Source organism: Kribbella sp. NPDC049174, from assembly GCF_043197365.1.
Classification (GTDB): domain Bacteria; phylum Actinomycetota; class Actinomycetes; order Propionibacteriales; family Kribbellaceae; genus Kribbella.
The window spans coordinates 848,548-873,144 of the sequence record NZ_JBICSZ010000003.1 but is presented as its reverse complement, the minus strand read 5'-3'; the positions used below and the strand labels follow the sequence as shown (position 1 = coordinate 873,144).

Here is a 24,597-nt window from a genome sequence, read left to right as displayed (position 1 = left end):
AACATGTGGGCGGCGCTGGCCGCCGTCGGCCGGGACCCCGACACCGGGGCCTACCGCCGCGGCGGCTGGACGCCGACCGAACGCGAGGCAACCCACTGGTTCCTCGACCAGGGCACCACCCGAGGCCTCACCATCGAATCAGACGGCATCGGCAACCACGTCGCCTGGTGGGGTCCTTCAGAGGGTGCTGGTGTGGTGACCGGGAGCCATCTGGATTCTGTGATTGATGGTGGGGCATTCGACGGGCCGCTTGGTGTGGTGTCTGCGCTGGCGGCTGTGGATCGGTTGCGGGCGGAGGGGTTTACGCCGTCGGTGCCGATCGGGGTGGGTGCTTTTGTGGAGGAGGAAGGGTCGCGGTTCGGGATGCCTTGTCTTGGGTCTCGGGTGGCGACGGGGGTGTTGCCGGCTGACAAGGCACTGGCGTTGACGGACAGATCAGGGGTTTCGCTGGCCGCGGCGTTGGAGGCGGCGGGGACGGATCCGGCGGGTGTCGGGCCGTCGCCGTTGCTGAAGCGGATGGGGACGTTCGTCGAGTTGCACGTCGAGCAGGGCCGCGGGCTGACGGCACCGGTCGGTGTGGCCAGCTCAATCTGGCCGCACGGGCGGTATCGGTTCACCTTCGGCGGCGAGGCCAACCACGCCGGGACGACGCTGATGGAAGACCGGCACGACCCGATGCTCACCTACGCGATGACCGCACTGGCCGCGAACAAACAGGCCCGCCTGGCCGGCGCCCGCGCGACCTTCGGCCGTCTGTCGGTCGAGCCCAACGGCACGAACGCCGTGCCGTCCCAGGTGACCGCCTGGCTGGACGCACGCGCCGCCGACGACGCAACGCTGCAATTGTTGCTGGCAGCAATCACCAAACAAGCCACAGAGCGCGCCGAGCGCGACGGTACGACGCTCGAGGTCGTACCGGAGTCGGTGTCGCCGGTGGTCGATTTCCCGGCCGGATTGCGGGACCGGCTGGTCGACGTGCTGGATGGTGCGCCGGTGTTGCCGACCGGTGCCGGGCATGACGCCGGCGTGTTCTCGGCTGCCGGCATCCCGACCGCGATGCTGTTCGTGCGCAACCCGACCGGCATCTCGCACTCGCCGGCCGAGTACGCGGAGATGGACGACTGCCTGGCCGGCGTCGACGCGTTGGCCGCCGTACTGAGGGATCTCGCGAAGTGACGTCGTACTGGTGCTCGAGCGCGCTCCTCCCGACCGGGGTCGCCGAGCGGGTGCTGGTGACGATCGTCGACGGACGGTTCGCCGCGGTCGAGACCGACGCGGATCCGGGTGACGCGATCCGGCTGATCGGCCTCGTGTTGCCCGGGTTGGCGAACTGCCACAGCCACGCCTTCCACCGCGCCTTGCGCGGCCGGACGCAGACCGAGCGTGGCACGTTCTGGACCTGGCGCGAGCAGATGTACGCCGTCGCCTCGATGCTCACTCCGGAGACCTACTACCAGCTCGCCCGGGCCGCGTACGGCGAGATGGTGCTGGCCGGGATCACCGCGGTCGGCGAGTTCCACTATCTGCATCACGCACCGGGCGGTCGTCGCTACGCCGATCCGAACGCGATGGGTACGGCGCTGATCGCGGCGGCCCGGGACGCGGGGATCCGGATCGCCTTGCTGGACACGTGTTACGTCGCCGGCGGCATCGACCAGCCACTGAACTCGGTCCAGGAACGGTTCAGTGACGGCGACGCCGCGGGCTGGGCCTCCAGGGTCTCGTTGCTGACCGGCTCCGACGATGTCGTGATCGGCGCGGCGGCGCATTCGGTGCGCGGCGTGCCCCAGCACCAACTCGGCGCTGTCGCATCGGCGTTGCCGAACGCACCCTTGCACATCCACCTGTCCGAGCAGGTCGGCGAGAACGCCGCGTGCCTGGACGCCTACGGTCGTACGCCGGCCCAGGTCCTCGACGAGACCGGCTTCCTCAGCGGGCGGACGAGCGCCGTCCACGCGACCCATCTGACCGACGTCGACGTGGGCCTGCTCGGCAGCTCGGCGACGTACTCATGTTTCTGCCCGACCACCGAGCGGGATCTGGCCGACGGCATCGGTCCGTCGGCGGCGCTGCGCGATGCCGGGTCGCCCTTGACACTCGGGTCGGACAGTCACGCGGTGATCGATCTGTTCGAGGAGATGCGCGCGGTGGAACTGGACGAGCGACTCGCCTCCCAGGAGCGCGGCCACTGGTCCGCGGCCGAGCTGCTCAAGGCCGCGACGGTCGATGGGCACCGGTCGCTCGGGTTCGACGACGCCGGGGCGATCGAGGTGGGTGCCCGCGCGGATCTGGTCGCCGTCCGGCTGGACAGCGCGCGTACGGCGGGGACCGGAGGAACTGTGGAAACCATCGCCTTCGCGGCGTCGGCCGCCGATGTCAGTGACGTGATCGTCGGCGGGCAACAGATGGTTGCTGCGGGCAATCATATGATGCTGGACGTGCCGGCGGAACTGGCCGCCTCGATCGCGGCGGTGACCGAATGATGTCGCTGTTGTTGACCGGTATCGGTTCGCTGGTGACCAACGACCCCGCGCGTGGCGAGCTGCTCGGCGAGGTGCGGGACGCAGCGCTGGTGATCGAGGGCAGCAAGGTCGCGTGGGTGGGTTCCCGTCGCGACGCCCCGGCTGCGGATTCCGCGCTGGACCTCGGTGGGCGGGCGGTGATCCCGGGGTTCGTGGACTCGCATGCGCATCTGGTGTTCGCCGGTGACCGGGCCGAGGAGTTCGCCGCCCGGATGACCGGTACGCCGTACTCCGCGGGCGGGATCCGGACCACGGTGGCGGCGACCCGGCAGGCCACCGATGAGGTGCTGACGGCGAACGTGGCTCGGCTGGTGACCGAGATGCGGCGGCAGGGCACCACCACGGTCGAGATCAAGTCCGGGTACGGGCTGACGGTCGCGGACGAGGCGCGGGCGCTCCAGATCGCGGGTCAGTTCACCGAGGAGACGACTTATCTGGGGGCGCACGTCGTACCGGCGGAGTTCGCCGACGACCCGGCCGGCTATGTGGCGCTCGTGACCGGCCCAATGCTCGAGGCGAGTTCGCCGTACGCCAAGTGGGTCGACGTGTTCGTCGAACGCGGCGCCTTCGACGAGGACCAGGCCCGGGCGATCCTGACGGCCGGCCAAGGAAAGGGTCTGCAGGCCCGGGTCCACGCCAATCAGCTGGGCGAGGGCCCGGGCGTGCAGCTGGCTTGCTCAGTCGGTGCGGCGGCAGCCGATCACTGCACCTATCTCACCGACGCCGACATCGATGCTCTCGCCTCGACGGGCGTGGTCGCGGGCCTCCTTCCCGCGGTCGAGTTCTCGACGCGTTCGCCGTACCCGGATGCCCGTCGGCTGCTCGACGCCGGCGTGACCGTTGCCCTCGCCACCGACTGCAATCCGGGCTCCGGCTACTCCTCCTCCATGCCGCTCTGCGTCGCCCTGGCCGTTCGCGAGATGCACATGACTCCAGCCGAGGCCATCTGGTCCGCGACGGCGGGCGGTGCCGCGTCACTTCGTCGTACCGACGTCGGCCGGTTGGTGCCTGGGGCACGTGCGGACCTGGCCGTTCTCGATGCACCGTCGTACATCCACCTCGCCTACCGCCCCGGCGTACCGCTCGTCACCCGGACGTTCGTGGGCGGGCGTCCGGTTTAGAGGTGGCGGATCTCCAGGCCATCACAATTGCCGCAGTACTCGCCGGCCACGGCTCGCGATGGCGGTCTCGCGTGGATTGCGATGGCCTGGAGATCCGCCCATCGCCTGCCCGATCGCATCCACCACCCAGGCGGGGTCGAACATCACGTCCTCCCACGAGAACCTGAGCAGGCGCCAGCCGCGAATCGTGAGATTGACGTGTCGGCGGCAGTCTCGGGTGAGCGCACTGCGCGTGCCGTGATGAGCGAAGCTGTCGGCCTCGAGGGCAATCAGCAGCTCCGGGTGCCCCAGGTCGATCCGGGCGGAGAAGCCGCGGTCCCGAACCACGACCTGAGGTTCGAAGCCGTCGATGTCGGCCTCGATCAGAAGGGCGCGCAGGGCAGACTCCAGCGCGGACTCAGCCCGGGCGTCCGCGGCCGCCGCCACCCGGCGGGCCCGACGGCAGCCGGGACCGCTGAGTTCGGCGGCCGCGACCAACAGTCGCGATCGGTCGAACGCGGCGAGCCGGAGCGCCGAGTCCGCGACGGTGAGACCCGCGGCGAACGGCAAGGTACGTGTGCAGTCCAGGACGGTTCGGAGCTTGCCCGTCAGGCGCCCGTCGGAGGGGACGTCGTCGGCCCAGTGCAGTTCGCAATCCACCGGACTCAGCCGACGGTGCTGCCCGCGCGGCACGGTGATGTGCGGCTTGTCCGGCAGGTCGAGCACCGAGAATCCGTGCAGGACGGCGGCACTGAGATGCGACACGATCCCTCCCTGGGCCCTGGCTGCAGCGAGTGGATCGGCGGCCGGAGGCATCGCATAGATGCCTTTGGCAATCCGGCGGATCGCTCCGTCGGCCAAGGCGCTGCGAATCGCACGGCCGGAGACGCCAGCTCGCAGTTCGGCGAAGGTTGCCGTCCCTCCGCGCCGCTGGAGCACTTCGATGACCTCGGACATCCCACGATGGTCGCTCAATTGCGGCGAGGCGGGCCGTGGTTACCCACAGGCAGACCGCCAGGCCATCACATTCGGTGTCTAGCCCTCAGCTCCCACGGACGGGTGGGGACGAGAGGCGATTGTGATGGCCTGGCGGTCCGCAACTTCACAGCCGACGTACGTCGATCAGGCTGCGAAGCGGAAGGTCGTGGCGCAGTCGCGCGTTGCCGAGGCCGTCGACGACACAGGCAGCGCCGATCCAGTGGGCGCCACAGTCCTCGACCAGGGCACGGGCGACCAGCGCGGTCGCACCGGTATCGGCCCAGTCGTCGACCATCAGGACCCGATCACCGGCCTTGACCAGGCCGTGGCGAAACCCGAAGACGATGTGCCGATCCTGGTAGTCCGGCCCGGTCGTCCGCAGTACCCAACGATCGCTGTCGGCTGCCTGGCCGTTGTTCTTCCGGATCTCGGCGAACCCGACTCCCAGCGCCGCCGCCGTCAACGCACCGAGCATCGACCCGCGAGATACCGGACCCACCACGACTGTCGGCGTCACGTCGTACAGACGGCCCAGCGCGGGCCCCAGGTCACGCAACAGCTCGGCGTCGCGCCACCAGCCGGTGACGTCGGCGTAGTTGCTTCAGGCGCCGCGGTCCGTGCGCCAGACGAAGGCGTTGCGCAGTCGCTCCTGCAGCTGTGTGGTCATGGCTCAAGGGTGACCGGAAGTCGCCGGCCACGCACCCGATTTAGTCGGTGAGCTCCTTCGAACACAGGGCTGTGGTGGTGCCGTCGGGACGACGGAGTTTGCCGACCTCGACGAAGTCGCGGCCGGCGTGGAAGGCGAGGCCGGCGACGTCGGGCGGGTCGGAGCGGATGCCGCAGACCAGTCGGTCGAAGGGTTTGGCGGAGCGTTCGACGGCGCGGTAGACCGCGGTCGCGATGCCCTTGCGGCGGTGCGGCTCGGCGACCACGATGCGGTCCAGGTGGAGGAAGCGGTCGACATAGGTGCCGGCGAACCATTGGAAGTCGAGGCTGTCGTGCGCGGAGCCGGGCGCGAAGGTGAGGACGAAGGCCGCCACCTCGTCGTCCAGGTCGACCACGGCGGCGTGCGCGGCGATCAGTCGGAGCCAGTCCAGCCGGTCCGGTCCGAGCGGCTCGACCAGACCTTCCGCGGCGATGTTCAGGGCAAGAACCGCGGCGTCGTCAGCGGAGGTCATGGGGCGGAGCTTCACTGTCACACCATCCCACGGAAAGCCTTTGCCGCGGCAGGGGTGCGGGCGTCCGGATTCCGGTGCATCGAAGGGTCGCCGGACCGGAGATTCCCGGGTCCGGGCCGGGGGAGGACCCTGGGCGAGCCCTGGGAAACCGGGGGCCGGGTTGGGAATGAGCCGGCCGTATGCCATGTTGAGTCAGGTGTACTCAAGTCTGCTCGGTCACGGATTTGAAACCGGGGCGGCTGGAAGGCAACATTGAGTCCGCATCACTCAACTTCGTGGAGGTAAGCACATGGCCCGCGCGGTCGGTATCGATCTCGGTACGACGAACTCCGTCATCGCCGTACTGGAAGGTGGCGAGCCCACCGTCATCCCCAACGCCGAGGGAGCGCGTACGACGCCCTCGGTGGTGGCCTTCGCCAAGAACGGCGAGGTCCTGGTCGGCGAGGTGGCGAAGCGCCAGGCCACCACGAACGTCGACCGCACCATCCGCTCGGTCAAGCGCCACATGGGCGAGGCCTGGAGCGTGGACATCGACGGCAAGAAGTTCACCCCGCAGCAGATCAGCGCGTTCGTGCTGCAGAAGCTGAAGCGGGACGCCGAGGCGTACCTCGGGGAGCAGGTCACCGACGCGGTCATCACCGTGCCGGCCTACTTCTCCGACGCGCAGCGCCAGGCGACCAAGGAGGCCGGTGAGATCGCCGGCCTGAAGGTGCACCGGATCGTCAACGAGCCGACCGCGGCCGCGCTCGCCTACGGCCTGGACAAGGGCACCGAGCAGACCATCCTGGTCTTCGACCTCGGTGGTGGCACGTTCGACGTGTCGCTGCTGGAGATCGGCGACGGCGTCTTCGAGGTGAAGGCGACCAGCGGTGACAACCACCTCGGCGGTGACGACTGGGACAACCGGATCGTCTCCTGGCTGGTGACCCAGTTCAAGAACAAGAACGGCACCGACCTGTCCGGCGACAAGATGGCCATGCAGCGGCTCAGCGAGGCCGCCGAGAAGGCCAAGATCGAGCTGTCCGCCGCGGCCGAGACCACCATCCACCTGCCGTACCTGAGCCTGACCGAGTCGGGACCGCTGCACCTGGAGGAGAAGCTCTCCCGGGCCGAGTTCCAGAAGATGACCAACGACCTGCTGGAGCGCGCCCGCGCCCCGTTCAAGGCCGTCATCAAGGACGCCGGCATCGACGTGGCGAAGATCGATCACGTGATCCTGGTCGGCGGTTCGACCCGGATGCCCGCGGTGGCCGAGCTGGTCAAGGAGCTAACCGGTGGCAAGGACCCGAACAAGGGTGTGAACCCGGACGAGGTCGTCGCCGTCGGTGCCTCCCTGCAGGCCGGTGTGCTGAAGGGTGAGGTCAAGGACGTCCTGCTGCTCGACGTGACCCCGCTGAGCCTCGGGATCGAGACCAAGGGCGGCGTGTTCACCAAGATCATCGAGCGCAACACCACGATCCCGACCAAGGGCTCGGAGATCTTCACCACGGCCGAGGACAACCAGCCGTCGGTGATGATCCAGGTCTACCAGGGCGAGCGCGAGATGGCCCGGGACAACAAGTCGCTGGGCAACTTCGAGCTGACCGGCCTGCCGCCGGCGCCGCGGAACGTGCCGCAGATCGAGGTCACCTTCGACATCGACGCGAACGGCATCGTGCACGTCAACGCCAAGGACCTGGCCACCGGCAAGGAGCAGCGGATGACGGTGACCGGCGGTTCGGCGCTGCCGAAGGACGACATCGACAAGATGGTCCGCGACGCCGAGCAGTACGCCGAGGAGGACCGCCTGCGCCGCGAGGCGGTGGAGAGCCGCAACCAGGCCGAGGGCCTCGTCTACCAGACCGAGAAGTTCCTGTCCGAGAACGAGGACAAGGTTCCCGACGACGTCAAGACCGAGGTCAAGGACGGCGTCGCCGAGCTGAAGAAGGCGCTCGAGGGTGACGACGCCGACGCGATCAAGGCCGCGTCGGAGAAGCTCGCCCAGTCCAGCCAGAAGATGGGTGCCGCGATGTACGCGAACGCCCAGGCGGCCGGCGGATCCGAGGAGAGCGCGTCGTCCGACGACACCGCGAGCTCGAGCAGCGACGACGACGTCGTCGACGCGGAGATCGTGGACGAGGACCGGCCGCAGGACAAGACGGAGGACAAGTGACGGATCGACCGACTGGCAGCGAGTTCGGCGACGGTGACCCCGTCGTCCGGGACAAGCGCCGGATCGACCCGGACACCGGCGAGCTGCGGGAGACGTCCCTGTCGGACGCTCCCGCGGCCGGCGCCGCACCGGGCATGCCGGGCACCCCGGGCGCGCAACCGCCGCGGGACCCGTCGGACCTGATCGGCCCGTCCGCCCAGGAGGCTCTGTTGACCGAGGCGCTGGCCGAGCGTACGGCGGACCTGCAGCGACTGCAGGCCGAGTACGTCAACTACAAGCGCCGGGTGGACCGGGACCGCGAGGCGTCGCGGGAGCTGGTGATCGGCTCGGTGCTGACCGAGCTGCTCGGCATCCTGGACGACATCGGCCGGGCCCGCGAGGCGGGTGAGCTGGAGGGCGCGTTCAAGGCGGTCTCCGAGTCGCTCGAGCGGGTCACCGAGAAGCTCGGCCTGGTGCGGTACGGCGAGAAGGGCGACCCCTTCGACCCGCGGATCCACGAGGCCCTGCTGCACAACTACTCCGACGAGGTGGACGGCCCGACCGCGACGATGGTGATGCAGCCGGGGTACCGCCTCGGCGAGCGAGTCCTGCGTGCGGCCCGGGTGGCCGTCTCGGAGCCGACCGAGCAACTGCCGGCCGACGCCGCCAAGGCCGACGTACCGGTGGAGAGCACTGATGACGACCAGCCCGCAGACAAGTCTGCGGAGTAACAGACCTGGCGGGAGGGGAGGCGTCGAATGAGTACGAAGGACTGGCTCGAGAAGGACTTCTACAAGGTTCTCGGCGTCTCCAAGACCGCCGAGGCCGACGAGATCAAGAAGGCCTACCGCAAGCTGGCGCGCAAGTACCACCCGGACTCCAATGCCGGGGACGCCAGCGCGGAGGCGAAGTTCAAGGAGGTCTCCGAGGCGTACGACGTCGTCGGCGACCCGAAGAAGCGCAAGGAGTACGACGAGGCACGCCGGCTGTTCGGTAGCGGCGGCTTCCGGATGCCGGGCGGCAGCACCGGACAGGGCGGCTTCAATTTCGACGTCGGCGACCTGTTCAACCGCAGCGGTACCGGCGGCGGGAGCGGTGGTCTCGGCGACATCCTGGGCGGCATGTTCGGCGGTGGCGGCCGGACCACAACCACCTCGTCGACGGCCCGGCCGCGGCGGGGTGCCGACATCGAGACCGAGGCGACGATCGAGTTCGCCGAGGCCGTGAACGGTGTCACCGTGGCGCTCCGGATGACCAGCGACGAGCCGTGCAAGACCTGTCGTGGTACCGGCGCGAAGTACGGCACGGTGCCGAAGGTCTGCCTGAAGTGCGAGGGCACCGGGATGCAGACCTCGGTCCAGGGCGGCGTGTTCGCCATGACCGAGCCGTGCACCGAGTGCAGGGGTCGCGGCCTGGTCGTCGACCAGCCGTGCGAGACCTGCCACGGCTCCGGCCGCGGTCAGTCGAGCAAGACCATGCAGGTCCGCATCCCGGCGGGCGTGCAGGACGGTCAGCGGATCCGGCTCAAGGGCAAGGGCGCGGCCGGCGAACGGGGTGGCCCCGCGGGCGACCTCTACGTCACCGTGCACGTGAAGTCGCACCGGATCTTCGGTCGTCAGGGCGAGCACCTGACGCTGACCGTCCCGGTGAGCTTCACCGAGGCGGCGCTGGGTGCCGAGATCAAGGTGCCGACCCTGGACGGCCTGCCCGTCACGGTCCGGATCCCCGCCGGTACGGCGAACGGCAGCAAGTTGCGCGTCCGTGGCAAGGGATCGGTCCGGCGGGACGGCAGCAAGGGCGACATCCTGCTCACCATCGAGGTGCAGGTCCCGCACGAGCTGAGCGAGGAGCAGCGCGCCAAGCTGCAGGAGTTCAGCTCGGCCTCGGACCAGCCTGACCTGCGGGCCGGGTTGTTCGGGAGTACGTGATGGGTATCCCGTTCAGCCAGGTGCCGACCTGGGACGACCGCACCCCGATCTACGTGATCTCGGTGGCGGCCCAGCTGGCCGGCATGCATCCGCAGACACTGCGCCAGTACGACCGGCTCGGATTGGTCACGCCGAGCCGGGCGTCCGGCCGCGGCCGGCGGTACTCGGCGTACGACGTGGCGAAGCTGAGGTATGTGCAACACCTGTCCCAGGAGGAGGGTGTGAACCTGGCGGGAATTCGGCACATCCTCGCGCTACAGTCGGAAGTGGAGGACCTGCGCAAGCGGGTCAACCAGCTACTCGCAGAGGTCCAGCGTGGTGTCGGTGCCTCCCGACGGAGCACCACCGGCAGCCGGGTCTTCTCGGCCGGTCCGGCCGGCGACGTGATCGCCATGGGCCGGCAGCAGACCACGACCCGCTGGATCCGGACCCAGCCCTTGGAGCTGGGCCCCCGCTGACCCGATGAGCCCGGGCTCAGGCCGATCGTGCTGAGCCCAACGACCCGGAGGTGTCCGCCCCCCTCGGACCCTCCGGCCAGTGGAGATTGTCGTCCCCCCGACGTCTCCACCGCTGAAGGTGCGCCCCACCCCCCGGGCGCCCTTCGGCCCCCCGCAGGGTGGTCCGATTCAGGACCGCCCTGCGGTTCGGCAGATGTGGCAACGCGACCTACCCTGGCTGAGTGACGCTCAGTCTGCAGACGGACCGGTTACTGATCCGGGATTGGGAAGAAGACGACGCCGACGCCGCACTCGAGATCTACGGCTCGCCCGAGGTGGCGCCGTGGCTCTCACCGGCGATCGACAAGGTCGGCGATGTGGCCACCATGCGTGCTGTCCTGGCTGCCTGGATCGAGGCGCAGCCGAACTTCGTCGTACCGGCCGGCCGCTGGGCCATCGTCCGCCGGGAGGACAACGAGGTGGTCGGCGCCCTGCTGATCCGGTTGCTCCCGCCGTACGAGGAGGATCTGGAGATCGGCTGGCAGTTGCGGCCGAGCGCGTGGGGGCACGGCTATGCGACCGAGGCCAGCCATGCGCTGATGCGCTGGGCGTTCAAGGACGGCGAGACCGACGAGCTGTTCGCCGTCGCCCGCCCGAACAACAAACGTGCCATCGCCACCGCCGGCCGGCTCGGGATGGAATGGGTCGGCGAGACCGACAAGTACTACGACCTGAACCTGCAGGTCTACCGCATCCGCGCCTCCGAGTTCACCGAACTCAGAGCGAGACCCACCAGCATCGCGCAGAGCCGGTAGGCGTCACCGGCCACTGACTGGGTGACCGTCAGGTCGAGCTCCTGATCGCTAGCGCCCCCAGCCGGGTTGTCCACAGCCAGTTTGTCCCCCAGCCAGGGTTGTCCACAGGTGGCCAACTCATGCTCAACCGGCAGCCATCAAACGGATACAACTTGTAGTAGATCCATCTCTCGCACCCTGGGGAACCCTGACTGATCCCCAGGATTTCTCAGAGTTGAGTGGAATGGACTCAAGTTTGGATAGGTTGTATCCAGTGTTTGCTGTTCGTTGAGCTTGAAAGGCTGGAACCAGATGGACGTTCAGCGGTTGACGACGCTGGCCCGGGAAACCCTGTCGGTCGCGATCCGTCAGACCTCCGCGGCGGGCAACCCGACCGTGGAGCCGATTCACCTGCTGTCCGCGCTGCTCGCGCAGCCGGAGGGGACCACCGTCGGTCTCCTCGAGGCCGCCGGTGCGGACGTCGACGCCGTACGCCGTCGTACTGCCGAATTCCTGAGCCGCCTGCCGAAGGCGAGCGGCGGCAGCGTGCAGGCGCCGAGCCTGTCACCCAAGACCAGCGATGTGCTGAACCAGGCTGAGCAGCGGGCCCTCGGGCTCGGGGACGAGTACGTCTCCACCGAGCACCTGCTGATCTCGCTCGCCACCGTCGAAGGCAACGCGAAGACCGCGCTCGGCGTGACCGCCGACGCGCTGCTGCAGGCGTTCGACCGGATGCGCGGCAACCGCCGGATCACCTCGCCGGAGGCGGAGGGCACCACCAAGACCCTGGAGAAGTACGGCGTCGACCTGACCGAGCGGGCCAAGGAGGGCAAGCTCGACCCGGTGATCGGGCGTGACTCCGAGATCCGCCGGGTGGTCCAGGTGCTGTCCCGCCGGACCAAGAACAACCCCGTCCTGATCGGTGAGCCCGGTGTCGGCAAGACCGCCGTCGTCGAAGGGCTGGCCCAGCGGATCGTGGCCGGTGACGTGCCCGAGTCGCTGCGCGGCCGGCGGCTGATCAGCCTCGACCTGGGCGCGATGGTCGCCGGTGCGAAGTACCGCGGTGAGTTCGAGGAGCGGCTCAAGGCGGTGCTGACCGAGATCAAGGAGTCCGACGGCCAGATCATCACCTTCATCGACGAGCTCCACACCGTCGTCGGTGCCGGTGCGACCGGCGAGGGCGCGATGGACGCCGGCAACATGCTGAAGCCGATGCTGGCCCGCGGCGAGCTGCGGATGATCGGCGCCACGACCCTGGACGAGTACCGGACCCGCATCGAGAAGGACCCGGCGCTGGAGCGCCGCTTCCAGCAGGTCTTCGTCGGCGAGCCTTCGGTGGAGGACTCGATCGCGATCCTGCGCGGCCTGAAGGAGCGCTACGAGGCGCACCACAAGGTCGCCATCTCCGACAGCGCGCTGGTTGCCGCCGCGACGCTGTCCCACCGCTACATCACCGGCCGCCAGCTGCCGGACAAGGCGATCGACCTGGTCGACGAGGCCGCGTCCCGGCTGCGGATGGAGATCGACTCCTCCCCGGTCGAGATCGACTCGCTCCGCCGTACCGTCGACCGGCTGAAGATGGAGGAGCTCGCGCTGTCCCGCGAGGAGGACCCGTCCAGCCAGGAGCGGCTCGAGCGGCTGCGCGCCGACCTCGCCGACCGCGAGGAGGAACTACGCGCACTCGAGTCCCGCTGGGAGAAGGAGAAGTCCGGCCTGAACCGGGTCGGTGAGGTCAAGGAGCGGATCGACGAGCTCCGCGGCCAGGCCGAGCGCGCCCAGCGCGACGGCGACCTGGAGACCGCCGCCCGGATCCTGTACGGCGAGATCCCTGAGCTCACCAAGGAGCTGGAGGCGGCCGACGCCGAGCCCGACGTCACCGACGGACCGGACGCGATGGTCAACGAGGAGGTCGGCCCGACCGAGATCGCCGAGGTGATCGCGATGTGGACCGGCATCCCGACCGGCCGGCTGCTCGAGGGCGAGACCGGCAAGCTGCTCCGGATGGAGGACGAGCTGGGTCGCCGGTTGATCGGCCAGCGCGAGGCGGTCAAGGCCGTCAGCGACGCCGTCCGCCGGGCCCGGGCCGGCATCTCCGACCCGGACCGCCCGACCGGCAGCTTCCTGTTCCTCGGTCCGACCGGTGTCGGCAAGACCGAGCTGGCGAAGGCGCTCGCGGACTTCCTGTTCGACGACGAGCGCGCGATGGTCCGGATCGACATGTCGGAGTACGGCGAGAAGCACAGCGTCGCGCGGCTGGTCGGTGCTCCGCCCGGCTACGTCGGGTACGAGGAAGGCGGCCAGCTCACCGAGGCCGTGCGCCGGCGTCCGTACTCGGTGATCCTGCTCGACGAGGTGGAGAAGGCACACCCCGAGGTCTTCGACATCCTGCTGCAGGTGCTGGACGACGGCCGGCTGACCGACGGTCAGGGTCGTACGGTCGACTTCCGCAACGTGATCCTGATCCTGACCAGCAACCTCGGCTCGGCCTACCTGGCCGACCTCAGGCTGGACGACCAGGCCAAGCGCGACCAGGTGATGGCCGTGGTGCGGCAGTCGTTCAAGCCGGAGTTCATCAACCGGCTGGACGAGATCGTGCTGTTCGACGCTCTCGGCAGTGAGGAGCTGACCCAGATCGTCGCGCTCCAGATCACCGCCCTGCAGCGCCGCCTGGCCGACCGCCGGATCACCCTGGACGTCGGCGACGACGCGATGGAGTGGCTCGCGATGACCGGGTACGACCCGGTCTACGGTGCCCGCCCGCTCCGCCGCCTGGTCCAGTCCGCGATCGGCGATGAGCTCGCTCGAGGACTCCTGGCCGGCGATATCCGAGACGGCGACACGGTCAAGGTCACGCTCAACGAGGCCAAGGACGCGCTGGACGTCTCTCGCGCCTGACCCAGAGCCGGGCCCGCACGCTGCGGGCCCGGCTCTCGTGTTTGCCCAACCCGTCGGGGTCTGGAGATTGTTGAATGGGTGAGTGACGAATCCGCGCGCCGAATGGGTGAACACCACGCACGACTGGGCCGGCACGGTCGACCAGGAACACCTGGAACAGATCCGCTCCGAGCCCGCTCGCTACGCCCCGGGCGGTCTGATCCACTTGGTGCTTGAAGTCATCGCGTACCCGGAGGACGAGGCTGAATCAGCCGGCCGGCGCGGCACCTGCACAGTCACGCTGCATGTCGACGGCTCCATCGCGATCGAGGACGACGGCCGTGGCACCGACACCCGCGTCGACGAACACGGTGAGCTGATGAAGAAGCCGATCATGGCCACCCAGGACCTCCGCTTCTTCGCGAACCCGTCGACGCCGCGCCTCCCCGACGACCACCCTCGCCGAGGCATGTCCGTCGTCGCCGCCCTCAGCGACTGGCTCGTCCACACCAACCGCCGCCTCAACGGTTCCTGGACCCAGCGCTACGAACACGGGCTCCCAGTCACCGACCTGGACCCAATCCCCACCACCCCGACCACCGGCACCACCGTCCACTTCCACCCCAATCCTGCCTACTTCCCCGGCAACAATCTCACCGCCGACGACCTCCGCCCCTTTCTGACCTTGCCCAACCTCGACCTCCGCATCGTCACCAGCGCCTGAGGCGCGGGGGAAGGCCGTGGTTTGGGGGATCTGGGAGGATCGAGGGTGAGCTGGTGGAAGGAACCCTTCAAGGCATGACCGAGCAGCACGGCAACAACTCCGGCGAGGACCGTCCTGGCCCGTACCAGGGTGTCTTCGGCTCGGGCGACGGTCCTCCCAGCTCGCCACCTGGCTCACCCTCGCCGGGGTCGCAGCCGCCCGGTTCACAGTCGCCTGGCTCGCCGCCGTACGGTGATCGACCGAGTCCGTACGGCGACCTTCCCGGAGCGTACGGCGGTGCGTTCGGCACCCAGCGGCATCAGGACGCGCCCCCACCCAAGCAGGTCACCATCGCAGCGGCGATCTCGCTCGGCCTCGGCGTCATGTGCTTCCTGCTCGCCGGCCTCGCGTTCACCTCCGCCGGTGAACAGATCTCCGAGATCGTCACCGGCTCCAAGGACGCCCAAGGCACAGTCGTCGCCGTCATCCTCGCCTGCGCCGCCGCCTACATCATCCCGGCGATCTACCTGCGCAAACGCTACGCCTGGGCCCGCTACCTGCTGATCGCCGTCGCCGCGATCGGCATCGCCGGCGGCCTGATGGCGCTGCCGAGCAGTCTTCTCGGCCTCGCCATCCACAGCACGCTGCTGTTCCTCATGCTCCAGCAGCCGACCAAGCTCTGGTTCCACCACCGCTGACCCGAAGGACCTCACCTGTGGAGATCTGGATCAATCCCGCCTGCTCCAAATGCCGCACCGCCACCAAGGCCCTCGACGAAGCCGGCATCACCTACACCGTCCGCCGCTACCTGGACGACCCACCCACCGCCGAAGAACTCACCGCCGTGCTGGCCCGCCTCAACCTCGAACCCTGGGACCTGGTCCGCCACAACGAACCAGCCGCCAAACCCCTCCGCAACCTCCCCCGCGACGAGGCCCACCGCCCCGACTGGATCCAGGCAATGACCGAATCCCCCATCCTCATCCAACGCCCCATCCTCACCGCCGACGACAACACCACCGCAGTAGCCCGAGACCCCGAAACCCTCTCCCACTTCCTCCCGAAGTAACCGCACCAGCCGGACCGCAGTCCGGGCCCGGCGATCTGCCCCGCGATGCCCCAGGCTGCCCCAGAGAACCTGTGGATGGCGCCGAGCACAGGATTGCCAACTCCTGCAGAATCCGTTGGTGCCCAACTCACCCGCGCCAGACCCGCCGCTGGTCACCTGGGTCGACGAGTCCGTCGTCGTCGGCGACGATCACCGGCCGGGCGCCTACACGCTCGCGGCAGTCATTGCCGACGATGCCGCGACCGAGGGCCTTCGCGAGGAGCTCCGCGCGTTGACCGAGCGGAAGATCGTTCGGCTCCACTGGGTCGCAGAGTCCACCAAGCGCAGGGATCTGATCTCCGAAACGATTGCCAGGCTCGGCATCGTGGCGGTTGTCGTCGTCGGTACGCCTGTTCACAGGCAGAAGCAGGAACGTGCCCGGAGGTGCTGCCTCGAACGTCTGCTGTACGAGCTGGATCAACTGCGCGTCGGGCAGGTCTGGCTCGAGTCACGAGCGCCGTCGCAGGACAAGCGGGACCGGAGCCTGGTCGACAGCGCGCGGGACAAGGGACTGTTGTCGCGCAGAACGTCGGTCGGATTCGCGCGGCCGCTTCAGGAACCGATGCTCTGGCTTCCGGACGCAGTCGCCGGAGCGGTGACGGCGGCCAACCTGGGGGAGCGGAGGTGGTTGCTGGCCTTGTCGGAGATGATCGCCGACCATCACCTGACGGTCCGCTAGAAAGCGCGAAAGCTGGGCCCCATCATCCGGTGGGAATCCCAGCTTCACTTCTCTCCAAGCAGCACCTGGGGAGCTACCGTCAGTATGCCATAGGCAGCTGGTGATGTGCCTCGTCATCCACACGTGGTGTGGTCAGAGTTTTTGGAGGCGGGTTAGGGCTTCTTGGAGGATTTGGGGTTGTTTGCAGAAGGCCCAGCGGACCAGGGGGCGGCCGGGGTCGGGGTTGTCGTAGAAGACTTGGTGGGGGATGGCTACGACGCCGGTGCGTTCGGGGAGCATGCGGCAGAAGTCGATGCCGTCGGTGTGGCCGAGGGGGCGGATGTCGGTGGTGACGAAGTAGGTGCCCTGTGGGCGGTGGACGCCGAAGCCGAGTTCCTCGAGGCCGTCGCAGAGGAGGTCGCGGCGGGACTGCAGGTCGGCGCGGAGGGCGTCGAAGTAGTCGTTGCCTAGGGCAAGTGCTCCGGCGACGGCGGGCTGGAACGGGGCGCCGGAGGTGAAGGTGAGGAACTGCTTGGCCGTGGTCACCGCGGTGACGATCGCCGGTGTCCCGGTGACCCAACCGATCTTCCAGCCGGTGACGGCGAAGGTCTTGCCGGCGCTGCTGATCGACACGGTGCGGTCGGCCATTCCGTCGTACGCCGCGAGTGGCTTGTGCTGCCCGCCGTCGTACACGAGGTGTTCGTAGACCTCGTCGGTGATGACGATCAGGTCGTGCTCGACCGCGACCTCGCTGACCCCGCGGAGTTCGTCGTCGGTGAGGACGGTGCCGGTCGGGTTGTGCGGGGAGTTGATCAGCAGGACCTTGGTGCGCGGGGTGACGGCGGCGCGGAGTTCGTCGAGGTCGAGGCGGTAGTCCGGGGCGCGGAGGGTGACCGGGACGCGGCGGCCGCCGGCGAAGGCGATACCGGCCGAGTACGAGTCGTAGTACGGCTCCAGCGCGATCACCTCGTCGCCGGGCTCGACGTACGCGAGCAGGGCGGCGGCGACCGCCTCGGTCGCGCCGGTGGTGACGAGGACCTGGGTGTCGGGGTCGTACGACAGGTCGTAGAAGCGCTTCTGGTGGTCGGCGATCGCCTGGCGCAGCGCGGGGACGCCGCGGGCCGGCGGGTACTGGTTGGCACCGGCGCGGATCGCGGCGATCGCGTCCTCGAGCAGCGAGTCGGGTCCGTCGCGGTCCGGGAACCCCTGGCCGAGGTTGACCGAGTTGGTCGCCACCGCGAGGGCCGACATCTCGGCGAAGATCGTCGTCCCGAGCCCGTTCAGCCGCTGTGCGTGTTCGCGCATGCCCCGACCCTAACCCGCGCAGCGGGATCCCTCACGTCAGACGGGTCAGCTCCACGGGGACGGCGGCGGCGGCGGTACGACGGGCGGGCGGTCCTCGCACCAGGTCGCGCCGGTCCAGCCGCCGTCGTTGCCGGACAGCAGGCGGACGTCGAACTCCGGCGTACCGTCGAACTGGAACGTGCCGCAGTTGTTCACGAACGGGGCACCGACGTTGCGCGCGTCGACATTCTCGAACGTCGCCCAGCCGCCGACCCGGGCGTTGACCACGTTGGTCCCGGTCCCGTCCACCTTGATGTTGCTCACAGCAACGTTCGTGATCGCGTAGTCGTCCTTCACCGGCCAGTCGACGACGAACAGCATCGCGTTGTACGTCGAGTCCAGGAACGAACTGTCGGTGATCTCGATCCGGCCGGCCATCGTCGACTGCAGCGCGTACAGCCAGATCGCGCCGAGCCCGAGGTTCCAGTTCAGGTCGCGTGGGCCGCCGCGGACCGTGGCGTTGCGGGCGAACGTCAGCGTTCCTTCGAACGGCGTGGAGTTGAACCGCGATCCCGCGTGCAGCGTGCTGCCCTCGCGGATCGGATCGGCGACCAGATTGTCGGTGACCGCGTTGTCCCTGCCGCCGTAGATGGCGATGTTGTTCGCCAGTACCGGTGTCTGCACGGTGTTGTGGTCGTAGACGTTGTTGTGGTTGACCAGTCCGTCCGGGTTCGACTCCGACCACATCGCGAGCCCGTCGTCACCACTGTTGCGGATGAAGTTGTTGGTCGCCCGGACGTTCGAGACGCCGAGATGGAGGTTCATCCCGTCGGCGATCGCGTCGGTGATGATGGTGTTCCGGATCAGCAGTCCGTCCATCGGGCCGTCCAGCCAGATGCCGACCTTGGTGTGGTGCAGGTACAGATTCTCGATCGTCGAGCCGCCGCCGATCGCGCCGCCGATGCCGTTCACCTGGTCGGTGTCGATCCGTTCGCGTACGTCGCTCTCGATCGCGAAGTCGGCCAGGTGGACGCGGGTGCTGCCGCCGTTCGCGGCGTATTTGCCGTAGAAACCGGGTGCGCTGTGCACCGACTTGTCCGGTGCGGGCTCAGGCAGCGGCAGGACCTTGCCCTTGATGATCGTCCACCAGGTGCCGGCGCCGCGGACGGTCACCTTGTCGACGACGATGTGCCGGTTGACCTGGTAGGTGCCCGGCGGGATGAACACCGACCAGCCGATCCGTTGGGCCGCCGCGATCGTCCGTTCGATCGCGGGCGCCGCATCGTGTCGTCCGGTGGGGTCGGCACCGAACCACAGCACCGACAACGACTTCCGTGGTTGCTGCAGCGGTGCGCCGACCAGTTCGAAGTCGGCCAGGTCCAGCACGTACCAGGCAGCGGACGTGTTCCGCGGTACGGCGAACCGGACCCGGTCGCCGGCCTTGTACGTCCGGTCGAACAGGAGTCGCTGCTCGTCGTAGAAGTGGTTCGGCCGGAACGGCTTGGCGACCGGATCCGGCTCGGGCTTCCACCACCCGGGGATCGGGTCGACATTCGGGTCGTTGGAGAACGGGTACATGCCGTACAGCCAGGCGTACTCCGACGTCAGCGTCATGGTCCGCTTGTGCTTGCCGTTCACGGTCACATCGAGCGGCGCCCGGATCCCGCCACCCGCCGGCGCGTCCGGAATGCTGTAGCGCAGGGTCAACGCGTTCGCAGGCTCGGTCAGGGTGAATTCGACGTACTGCGTCGACGTGAGGCGTACGGCGGTTCGTCCGGAAGCCTCGGCCGGGAGTGTGTAGGCCTCACGGCTCGGTCCGATCTTTTCGCCTGTGTGGTAAGCATTTTCGGCTTCTTGCTCGACGAAGGCGACGTCCGCACCGCGTCCTGCGACGAGCGCCGGGTCGAGTCCGGCGCGGGTGATCCGCGGGGCCGGACGTGTGGCCGCGGCGGGGGTAGTGAGCAGGGCACCGAGCAGGGCGGTCGTCAGTGCGACGGCCACGGCGCGCAGATGTGATCGGGACATTGGCGGATCCCCTCCAGACGAACAGCCGGCGCCTGGAGGTTATGCAGCCGCGCACAAGACTGCAAGATCTCGACAAGAAGAAGAAAGAACTGCTCAAGCACCGCCTCGCTTCGCTCGGTGGGTTGGTTTCAAGGCCGAGTCGATCGAGGGGCTGGGTGGGCTGGTCCTCGGACGCGTCAGTCCGTCGGTGGGTCAACCTGGGGTTCGGGGCGGAGGGCGCGGAGCCAGAGCTCGGTCTGGGCGATGTGGGCAGACGCGGCGGTGGCGGCCGCGGCCGGGTCGCGGCGGGCGATCGCGGAGAGGATGGCGCGGTGGCCGCGGTCGCTGGTCTGCTTGATCGCGTCGAACTCCGCGCCCGGCTCGAAGATGCGGTAGTGACCGCCGCGGCCGCGGATCACGCCGGTGAGCGCGGTGACGGTCGGGTTCCCACCGGCCGTGCAGATCGCGCCGTGGAACTCGGCGTCCAGCTGCTGGATCTCGGTCGCGTCGGTGGTCTCCTCCAACCGGTCGAGGATCTCGCCCAGCTTCTTCTCCAGGTCCGGGTCCTGCCGGGCAGCGGCCGCGGCGGTCGCGTGTGCCTCGAGCACCCGCCGTACCTCCATCAGCTGGAGCACGCCCTCGAGCGGGATCAGCTCGACCGACAGTGAGAACCGGCTGATGATCTCGGCCGGGTCCAGCGCCGAGACGTACGTGCCGGAGCCGTGCCGCGACTCGATCACGCCGAGCGCCGCCAGCGACCGGGCCGCCTCGCGCAGCGAACTGCGGGACACGCCGAGGTGGTCGCACAGCTCGGGTTCGGGTGGGAACTTCGCGCCCGGTCCCAGCTCGCCGGAGGCGATCATCTGGCGCAGGCCGGCCAGCGCCTTGTCGGTGGCTGCCATTCGTACCTCCTCGTCGCGGACCGCCTGATCCCAAAACTCACCTGCAGAGTAAGTCCTCAGACCTCTTGTGGTCACATCTTCGCCGAAACCTTGTCATTCGCGCGCAATGGTCACTAGGGTGCCGGGAGCGGTCGATCAATTCATCAGATGTCCGCGCCGACGTCTGATGCCCTCCCCTGGGCCTACATCCGCTAGGAGAAGCGCCATGTCCCACCGACCACGCACGATGTTCGCATCTCTCACCGCCGCGGCGACTGCCGCCGCGCTGCTGCTGTCAGCCTGTGGCCCCGGCCCGGCCGAGAAGGCCGAAGGTCAGGTCACGCTGCAGATGGTCGAGAGCCTGACCAACCCGACCCGGACCACGCTGCTGAAGAAGCTGATCGCCGACTTCGAGTCGAAGAACTCCGGCATCAAGGTGCAGTTGATCTCGCCGCCGACCAACCAGGCGGACCAGAAGATTCAGCAGATGCTGCAGTCCGGCAAGGGCGTCGACGTACTGGAGGTGCGGGACACCACTGTCGGCCCGTTCTCGACCAACAAGTGGATCTACGACATGGCCCCCGACCTGAAGGGCTGGGACGGTCTGCAGGCGCTGACGCCGAACGCGCTGAAGGTGACCGAGCAGGGTGGCAAGTCGTACATGGTCCCGTACGGCTTCTACGGGCTGTCGCTGTTCTACCGCAAGGACCTGGTCCAGCAGGCCGGGTTCAGCGGCCCGCCGAAGAGCTGGGCGGAGATGGTCGAGCAGGCGAAGAAGATCAACAACCCGTCGAAGAACGTCTACGGCTACTCGTTCCGCGGCGGACTCGGGGCCGGCGGCAACGCGATCGCGATCATCTCCGGGTACGTGATCGACGAGATCAACCGGGACAACGCGTTCAAGCTGACCAGCGGCAAGACGATCTTCTCGTCGCCGAAGGCGGTCGACGCGCTGAACCTGTACCTCGACCTGTTCAAGAACGCCTCCCCGCCGTCCTCGGTCAGCTGGGGTTACCCGGAGATGGTGCAGGGCTTCACCTCCGGTACGACGGGCTTCCTGCTCCAGGACCCCGAGGTGATCGCGACCGTCAAGCAGTCCAAGACGATCAAGGAAGACCAGTGGGGTACGGCGCCGCTGCCCGTCGGGCCGACCGGCAAGGCCGCCCAGCCGCTGGCGAACGCGGGCTGGGGTGTGGCACAGGGCAGTGAGCACAAGCCCGAGGCCGTGAAGCTGGTCAAGTTCCTGACCTCCGGTGACGCCGCGATGACGTTCTCGAAGGAGAACAGCCTGGTCCCGATCCTGAAGTCGGCGGCCGAGGACCCGTTCTTCAAGGACGGCCCGTGGGCGTCGTACGTCGCGATGAACGAATCGCCCGACACCTATCTCGTGGTCACCCAGCCGCGCGGCGTCCCGTGGTCCACCGAGTGGGGCAACAAGTCCGACGCCGACGTCCAGAAGCTCATCACCGGGAAGGCCCAGCCCGCCGAGATCCTGAAGAGCTGGGACGAGTACTGGACCAAGAAGTGGGCCGGGAACTGATCGATGTCTCTGACTGAAACGGACCGGCCGGCTCTGAAGCCACCCGCCTCGAGGCGGCCGGTCAGTGGTCGGCGGCGCTGGTCCGGACGGACGGCGTTGGTGCTGCTCGCCTTCATGTTGCCGGCGCTGGTGTTCGTCGGGGTGTTCACCTATTACCCGCTGCTGAGCGGGATCCAGATGGCGTTCCGGAACTACAACCTGAACGACCTGTCGGACACCTCGTGGGTCGGCCTGGACAACTTCCGCACGCTGCTGGACGACCAGATGTTCCGCGGCACGGTGACGAACTCGGTCGTCTGGGTGGTCGGTTCGCTCGTGCCGCAGTTCCTGATCGGCTTCACGATGGCGCTGTGGCTGCGCCGGAGGTTCCGCTTCCGCGGGGCCTATCAGGCGCTGGTGTTCTTCCCGTGGGCGGTGTCGGGGTTCCTGATCGGCATCCTGTTCCGCTGGATGTTCAACGGTGAGTTCGGCGTGGTCAACGACCTGCTGATGAAGTCGCACCTGATCGACACCCCGGTGCCGTGGCTGGCCGATGCCCGGTACGCGATGATCTCGGTCATCATCGCGAATGTCTGGTACGGCGTGACCTTCTTCGCGATCATGATCCTCGCCGCCCTGCAGGGGGTGCCGGAGGAGTTGTACGAGTCGGCCGCGATCGACGGGGCCGGCAAGGTCCGGACCCTGTTCAGCATCACCATCCCGTCGATCCGGACCACGCTGGCGCTGACCGTGCTGCTGCGGGTGATCTGGATCTTCAACTCGCCCGAACTGATCTTCGGCATGACCGGGGGCGGCCCGGCGAACGAGACGCACATCGTCACGTCGTACATGATCCAGGTGACCCAGGAGGGCGATTACGGACGCGCCTCGGCGATGGGTGTGATGGTCGTGTTCGTGCTGATGCTGTTCGCGGTCTTCTACCTCTTGGCGATCCGGCCGCGGAAGGGACTCGCATGATCCGCTCCGAAACCCTGGCCGGCCGGATCGTGAAGTTCGGCGGGCTCGGCATCTGCCTGATCGTCACGGTGTTCCCGCTGTACTGGATCCTGATCACGTCGTTCAAGGATCCGGGCACGATCTTCGCGTATCCGCTGCGGTACTGGCCGGGCACCTGGTCGCTGGAGAACTACCGCGGCCTGTTCGACCAGTCGAACTTCGCCGTCTACCTCGGCAACAGCCTGATCGTGTCGACGGTCGCGGCCGCCCTGGCCACGGTGGTCTCACTGTTGTCGGCGTACGTGCTGGCCCGGTTCGAGTTCGTCTCCAAGGGCGCGGTGATGGGCGCGTTCCTGGTGACGCAGATGATCCCCGGGTTCATCGCGCTCGGCTCGCTCTACATCCTGATGACGCGGCTGTACCTCGTCGACAACCGCTGGGGCCTGGTCCTGGTGTACGTCGCGATGTCGATCCCGCTCTGCACGGTGATGTTGCGTGGGTTCTTCGAGAACGTGCCGGCCTCGCTCGAGGAGGCCGCGATGGTGGACGGGTGCTCGCGACTGTCGGCGTTGTTCCGGGTGCTGGTGCCGGTGATGACGCCGGGGATCGCGGCGTCGTACATCTTCAACTTCGTCAACTGCTGGAACGAGCTGTTCCTGTCGGTGACGCTGCTGAACAGCGACAGCAACAAGACCATCCCGGCCGCGCTGAACGGCTTCATCAGCAGCTACAACATCGACTGGGGCTCGATGTCGGCCGCCGCGGTGCTGAGCATCGTGCCGACGATGATCCTGTTCGCCGTGGCCAGCCGCTACATCGTGGAGGGATTGACCGCGGGCGCCGTCAAGGAGTGAAGGAAGGCCGGCAGATCCCAGACCTGCCATTGCCGTACCCCGACCTGCTGGTACGGCGCTCGGTCGCCGGCCGCCGGTGGTCCGCCGACCAGGACGGTGGCCATGCCCCGAGCCCGCGGAACCTCCAGATTGACCGGGAGGTCGTCGAACATCGCCGCGCGGCCGGGGTCGACGGTGAAGCGGGTCAGGAAAGCGTCGAGGCTCTCCTCGTAGGGCTTCGGGATGAGGTCGCCGGCCAGGATGTCGAAGATGCCGTCGAAGCAGGCGGTCAGGCCGAGCTGCCGCAGCGCCTGCTCGGCGTGGTACTCCGACCCGTTCGTGTAGACGAAGCGACGACCCGGGAGGGCACTGAGGGCGGCGGCGAGTGCCGGGTTCGGGCTCAGCACCGAGTAGTCGATCCGCCGTTCGAAGCTGAGGAACTCGTGCGGGTCGATGTCCCGCGTCGTCATCGCTCCGCGCAGAGAAGTGCCGTACTGCGCGACCAGCTCGGCCTGGATCTGCCGGGCGCCGACCACATCGGTGCCGTAGAACTCGGCCACCGACGACAAGATGCCGTGCGTCACCTGCGCGGCCAGGGCCGAGTCGGCGGGGTAGAGCGTGTTGTCGAGATCCAGCACCCAGGCGTCGATGTCGGTCAGCACGCCACCAGAGTAGTGACAGACTGGGGAGTGCCGACTGGCACCTACG

Annotated in this window: 23 protein-coding genes; 16 read left to right on the top strand and 7 right to left on the bottom strand. The window is 68.2% G+C overall.

What is annotated here, in order from left to right:
* Nucleotides 1-3 precede the first annotated feature (3 nt).
* From ACGFIF_RS21570 to hutI, 3 genes are read left to right on the top strand one after another with little or no spacing between them, the layout of a single operon-like run.
* Entirely contained in the window at nucleotides 4-1,176 is a 1,173-nt protein-coding gene (locus ACGFIF_RS21570) for an allantoate amidohydrolase (protein ID WP_393156817.1), read from the top strand.
* On the top strand, nucleotides 1,173-2,483 hold the full coding sequence (locus ACGFIF_RS21565; RefSeq protein WP_393156669.1) for a formimidoylglutamate deiminase: 1,311 nt from the start codon (nucleotides 1,173-1,175) through the stop codon (nucleotides 2,481-2,483). Before ACGFIF_RS21570 ends, ACGFIF_RS21565 begins: the two co-directional genes overlap by 4 nt.
* On the top strand, nucleotides 2,483-3,643 hold the full coding sequence (gene hutI, locus ACGFIF_RS21560; RefSeq protein WP_393156816.1) for an imidazolonepropionase: 1,161 nt from the start codon (nucleotides 2,483-2,485) through the stop codon (nucleotides 3,641-3,643). The genes ACGFIF_RS21565 and hutI overlap by 1 nt, the downstream gene beginning before the upstream one ends.
* A gap of 21 nt (nucleotides 3,644-3,664) precedes the next feature.
* Here hutI and ACGFIF_RS21555 read toward each other — a convergent pair whose 3' ends face one another.
* From ACGFIF_RS21555 to ACGFIF_RS21545, 3 genes are all read right to left on the bottom strand, one after another.
* Nucleotides 3,665-4,579 (bottom strand): type IV toxin-antitoxin system AbiEi family antitoxin domain-containing protein, encoded by a 915-nt coding sequence (locus ACGFIF_RS21555; RefSeq protein ID WP_393156667.1) that lies wholly within the window; start codon nucleotides 4,577-4,579, stop codon nucleotides 3,665-3,667.
* A 145-nt stretch (nucleotides 4,580-4,724) separates the two neighbouring features.
* Nucleotides 4,725-5,156, bottom strand: a complete 432-nt coding sequence (locus ACGFIF_RS21550; RefSeq protein WP_393156666.1) for a phosphoribosyltransferase family protein — start codon at nucleotides 5,154-5,156, stop codon at nucleotides 4,725-4,727.
* Between the two features lie 151 nt (nucleotides 5,157-5,307).
* Nucleotides 5,308-5,778, bottom strand: a complete 471-nt coding sequence (locus tag ACGFIF_RS21545; RefSeq protein WP_393156665.1) for a GNAT family N-acetyltransferase — start codon at nucleotides 5,776-5,778, stop codon at nucleotides 5,308-5,310.
* A gap of 289 nt (nucleotides 5,779-6,067) precedes the next feature.
* On the opposite strand from ACGFIF_RS21545, the gene dnaK reads away from it, so the two are divergent.
* From dnaK to ACGFIF_RS21495, 10 genes are all read left to right on the top strand, one after another.
* Nucleotides 6,068-7,930 (top strand): molecular chaperone DnaK, encoded by a 1,863-nt coding sequence (gene dnaK, locus ACGFIF_RS21540; RefSeq protein ID WP_393156664.1) that lies wholly within the window; start codon nucleotides 6,068-6,070, stop codon nucleotides 7,928-7,930.
* Nucleotides 7,927-8,640, top strand: a complete 714-nt coding sequence (grpE, locus tag ACGFIF_RS21535) for a nucleotide exchange factor GrpE (protein WP_393156663.1) — start codon at nucleotides 7,927-7,929, stop codon at nucleotides 8,638-8,640. Before dnaK ends, grpE begins: the two co-directional genes overlap by 4 nt.
* Before the next feature lie 27 nt (nucleotides 8,641-8,667).
* Entirely contained in the window at nucleotides 8,668-9,837 is a 1,170-nt protein-coding gene (dnaJ, locus tag ACGFIF_RS21530; RefSeq protein ID WP_393156661.1) for a molecular chaperone DnaJ, read from the top strand.
* The gene (locus ACGFIF_RS21525; RefSeq protein ID WP_393156660.1) at nucleotides 9,837-10,295 is read left to right on the top strand and encodes a heat shock protein transcriptional repressor HspR; all 459 of its coding nucleotides are present in this window, start codon (nucleotides 9,837-9,839) and stop codon (nucleotides 10,293-10,295) included. Before dnaJ ends, ACGFIF_RS21525 begins: the two co-directional genes overlap by 1 nt.
* A gap of 221 nt (nucleotides 10,296-10,516) precedes the next feature.
* Nucleotides 10,517-11,089 (top strand): GNAT family N-acetyltransferase, encoded by a 573-nt coding sequence (locus tag ACGFIF_RS21520; protein WP_393156658.1) that lies wholly within the window; start codon nucleotides 10,517-10,519, stop codon nucleotides 11,087-11,089.
* Between the two features lie 291 nt (nucleotides 11,090-11,380).
* Nucleotides 11,381-13,963: an ATP-dependent chaperone ClpB gene (clpB, locus tag ACGFIF_RS21515; RefSeq protein ID WP_393156657.1), complete on the top strand. Its 2,583-nt coding sequence runs from the start codon at nucleotides 11,381-11,383 to the stop codon at nucleotides 13,961-13,963.
* Nucleotides 13,964-14,045: 82 nt separating this feature from the next.
* Nucleotides 14,046-14,666, top strand: coding sequence for a hypothetical protein (locus ACGFIF_RS21510; RefSeq protein WP_393156656.1), 621 nt, complete (start codon nucleotides 14,046-14,048; stop codon nucleotides 14,664-14,666).
* Between the two features lie 74 nt (nucleotides 14,667-14,740).
* Entirely contained in the window at nucleotides 14,741-15,343 is a 603-nt protein-coding gene (locus ACGFIF_RS21505; protein ID WP_393156654.1) for a hypothetical protein, read from the top strand.
* A 17-nt stretch (nucleotides 15,344-15,360) separates the two neighbouring features.
* Entirely contained in the window at nucleotides 15,361-15,714 is a 354-nt protein-coding gene (locus ACGFIF_RS21500; RefSeq protein WP_393156653.1) for an ArsC/Spx/MgsR family protein, read from the top strand.
* Nucleotides 15,715-15,832: 118 nt separating this feature from the next.
* Nucleotides 15,833-16,432, top strand: a complete 600-nt coding sequence (locus ACGFIF_RS21495) for a hypothetical protein (RefSeq protein ID WP_393156652.1) — start codon at nucleotides 15,833-15,835, stop codon at nucleotides 16,430-16,432.
* A 132-nt stretch (nucleotides 16,433-16,564) separates the two neighbouring features.
* Here the strand turns inward: ACGFIF_RS21495 and ACGFIF_RS21490 are convergent, their stop codons facing one another.
* From ACGFIF_RS21490 to ACGFIF_RS21480, 3 genes are all read right to left on the bottom strand, one after another.
* Nucleotides 16,565-17,716 (bottom strand): pyridoxal phosphate-dependent aminotransferase, encoded by a 1,152-nt coding sequence (locus ACGFIF_RS21490; protein ID WP_393156650.1) that lies wholly within the window; start codon nucleotides 17,714-17,716, stop codon nucleotides 16,565-16,567.
* 45 nt (nucleotides 17,717-17,761) lie between these two features.
* Nucleotides 17,762-19,720 carry a glycosyl hydrolase family 28-related protein gene (locus ACGFIF_RS21485; protein ID WP_393156649.1) on the bottom strand — a complete coding sequence of 653 codons (1,959 nt, stop codon included), beginning with the start codon at nucleotides 19,718-19,720 and terminating at the stop codon, nucleotides 17,762-17,764.
* Nucleotides 19,721-19,896: 176 nt separating this feature from the next.
* Entirely contained in the window at nucleotides 19,897-20,601 is a 705-nt protein-coding gene (locus ACGFIF_RS21480; protein WP_393156648.1) for a FadR/GntR family transcriptional regulator, read from the bottom strand.
* Between the two features lie 205 nt (nucleotides 20,602-20,806).
* Here ACGFIF_RS21480 and ACGFIF_RS21475 point away from each other — a divergent pair, with 205 nt between their 5' ends.
* From ACGFIF_RS21475 to ACGFIF_RS21465, 3 genes are read left to right on the top strand one after another with little or no spacing between them, the layout of a single operon-like run.
* Entirely contained in the window at nucleotides 20,807-22,120 is a 1,314-nt protein-coding gene (locus ACGFIF_RS21475) for an ABC transporter substrate-binding protein (RefSeq protein ID WP_393156647.1), read from the top strand.
* A gap of 3 nt (nucleotides 22,121-22,123) precedes the next feature.
* Nucleotides 22,124-23,077: a carbohydrate ABC transporter permease gene (locus ACGFIF_RS21470; RefSeq protein WP_393156645.1), complete on the top strand. Its 954-nt coding sequence runs from the start codon at nucleotides 22,124-22,126 to the stop codon at nucleotides 23,075-23,077.
* The gene (locus tag ACGFIF_RS21465) at nucleotides 23,074-23,910 is read left to right on the top strand and encodes a carbohydrate ABC transporter permease (RefSeq protein ID WP_393156644.1); all 837 of its coding nucleotides are present in this window, start codon (nucleotides 23,074-23,076) and stop codon (nucleotides 23,908-23,910) included. The genes ACGFIF_RS21470 and ACGFIF_RS21465 overlap by 4 nt, the downstream gene beginning before the upstream one ends.
* On the opposite strand, the gene ACGFIF_RS21460 is transcribed toward ACGFIF_RS21465, so the two are convergent.
* On the bottom strand, nucleotides 23,868-24,551 hold the full coding sequence (locus ACGFIF_RS21460) for a pyrimidine 5'-nucleotidase (protein WP_393156642.1): 684 nt from the start codon (nucleotides 24,549-24,551) through the stop codon (nucleotides 23,868-23,870). The genes ACGFIF_RS21465 and ACGFIF_RS21460 overlap by 43 nt on opposite strands.
* Between the last annotated feature and the right edge of the window lie 46 nt (nucleotides 24,552-24,597).

Bases quoted from the DNA above. Each gene is read 5' to 3' on its own strand.
- ACGFIF_RS21570 (WP_393156817.1), top strand. From the start codon at position 4: ATGTGGGCGGCGCTGGCCGCCGTCGGCCGGGACCCCGACACCGGGGCC.
- hutI (WP_393156816.1), top strand. From the start codon at position 2,483: ATGTCGCTGTTGTTGACCGGTATCGGTTCGCTGGTGACCAACGACCCC.
- ACGFIF_RS21555 (WP_393156667.1), bottom strand. From the start codon at position 4,579: ATGTCCGAGGTCATCGAAGTGCTCCAGCGGCGCGGAGGGACGGCAACC.
- ACGFIF_RS21545 (WP_393156665.1), bottom strand. From the start codon at position 5,778: ATGACCTCCGCTGACGACGCCGCGGTTCTTGCCCTGAACATCGCCGCG.
- dnaK (WP_393156664.1), top strand. From the start codon at position 6,068: ATGGCCCGCGCGGTCGGTATCGATCTCGGTACGACGAACTCCGTCATC.
- dnaJ (WP_393156661.1), top strand. From the start codon at position 8,668: ATGAGTACGAAGGACTGGCTCGAGAAGGACTTCTACAAGGTTCTCGGC.
- ACGFIF_RS21525 (WP_393156660.1), top strand. From the start codon at position 9,837: ATGGGTATCCCGTTCAGCCAGGTGCCGACCTGGGACGACCGCACCCCG.
- clpB (WP_393156657.1), top strand. From the start codon at position 11,381: ATGGACGTTCAGCGGTTGACGACGCTGGCCCGGGAAACCCTGTCGGTC.
- ACGFIF_RS21505 (WP_393156654.1), top strand. From the start codon at position 14,741: ATGACCGAGCAGCACGGCAACAACTCCGGCGAGGACCGTCCTGGCCCG.
- ACGFIF_RS21490 (WP_393156650.1), bottom strand. From the start codon at position 17,716: ATGCGCGAACACGCACAGCGGCTGAACGGGCTCGGGACGACGATCTTC.
- ACGFIF_RS21485 (WP_393156649.1), bottom strand. From the start codon at position 19,720: ATGTCCCGATCACATCTGCGCGCCGTGGCCGTCGCACTGACGACCGCC.
- ACGFIF_RS21480 (WP_393156648.1), bottom strand. From the start codon at position 20,601: ATGGCAGCCACCGACAAGGCGCTGGCCGGCCTGCGCCAGATGATCGCC.
- ACGFIF_RS21475 (WP_393156647.1), top strand. From the start codon at position 20,807: ATGTCCCACCGACCACGCACGATGTTCGCATCTCTCACCGCCGCGGCG.
- ACGFIF_RS21470 (WP_393156645.1), top strand. From the start codon at position 22,124: ATGTCTCTGACTGAAACGGACCGGCCGGCTCTGAAGCCACCCGCCTCG.
- ACGFIF_RS21465 (WP_393156644.1), top strand. From the start codon at position 23,074: ATGATCCGCTCCGAAACCCTGGCCGGCCGGATCGTGAAGTTCGGCGGG.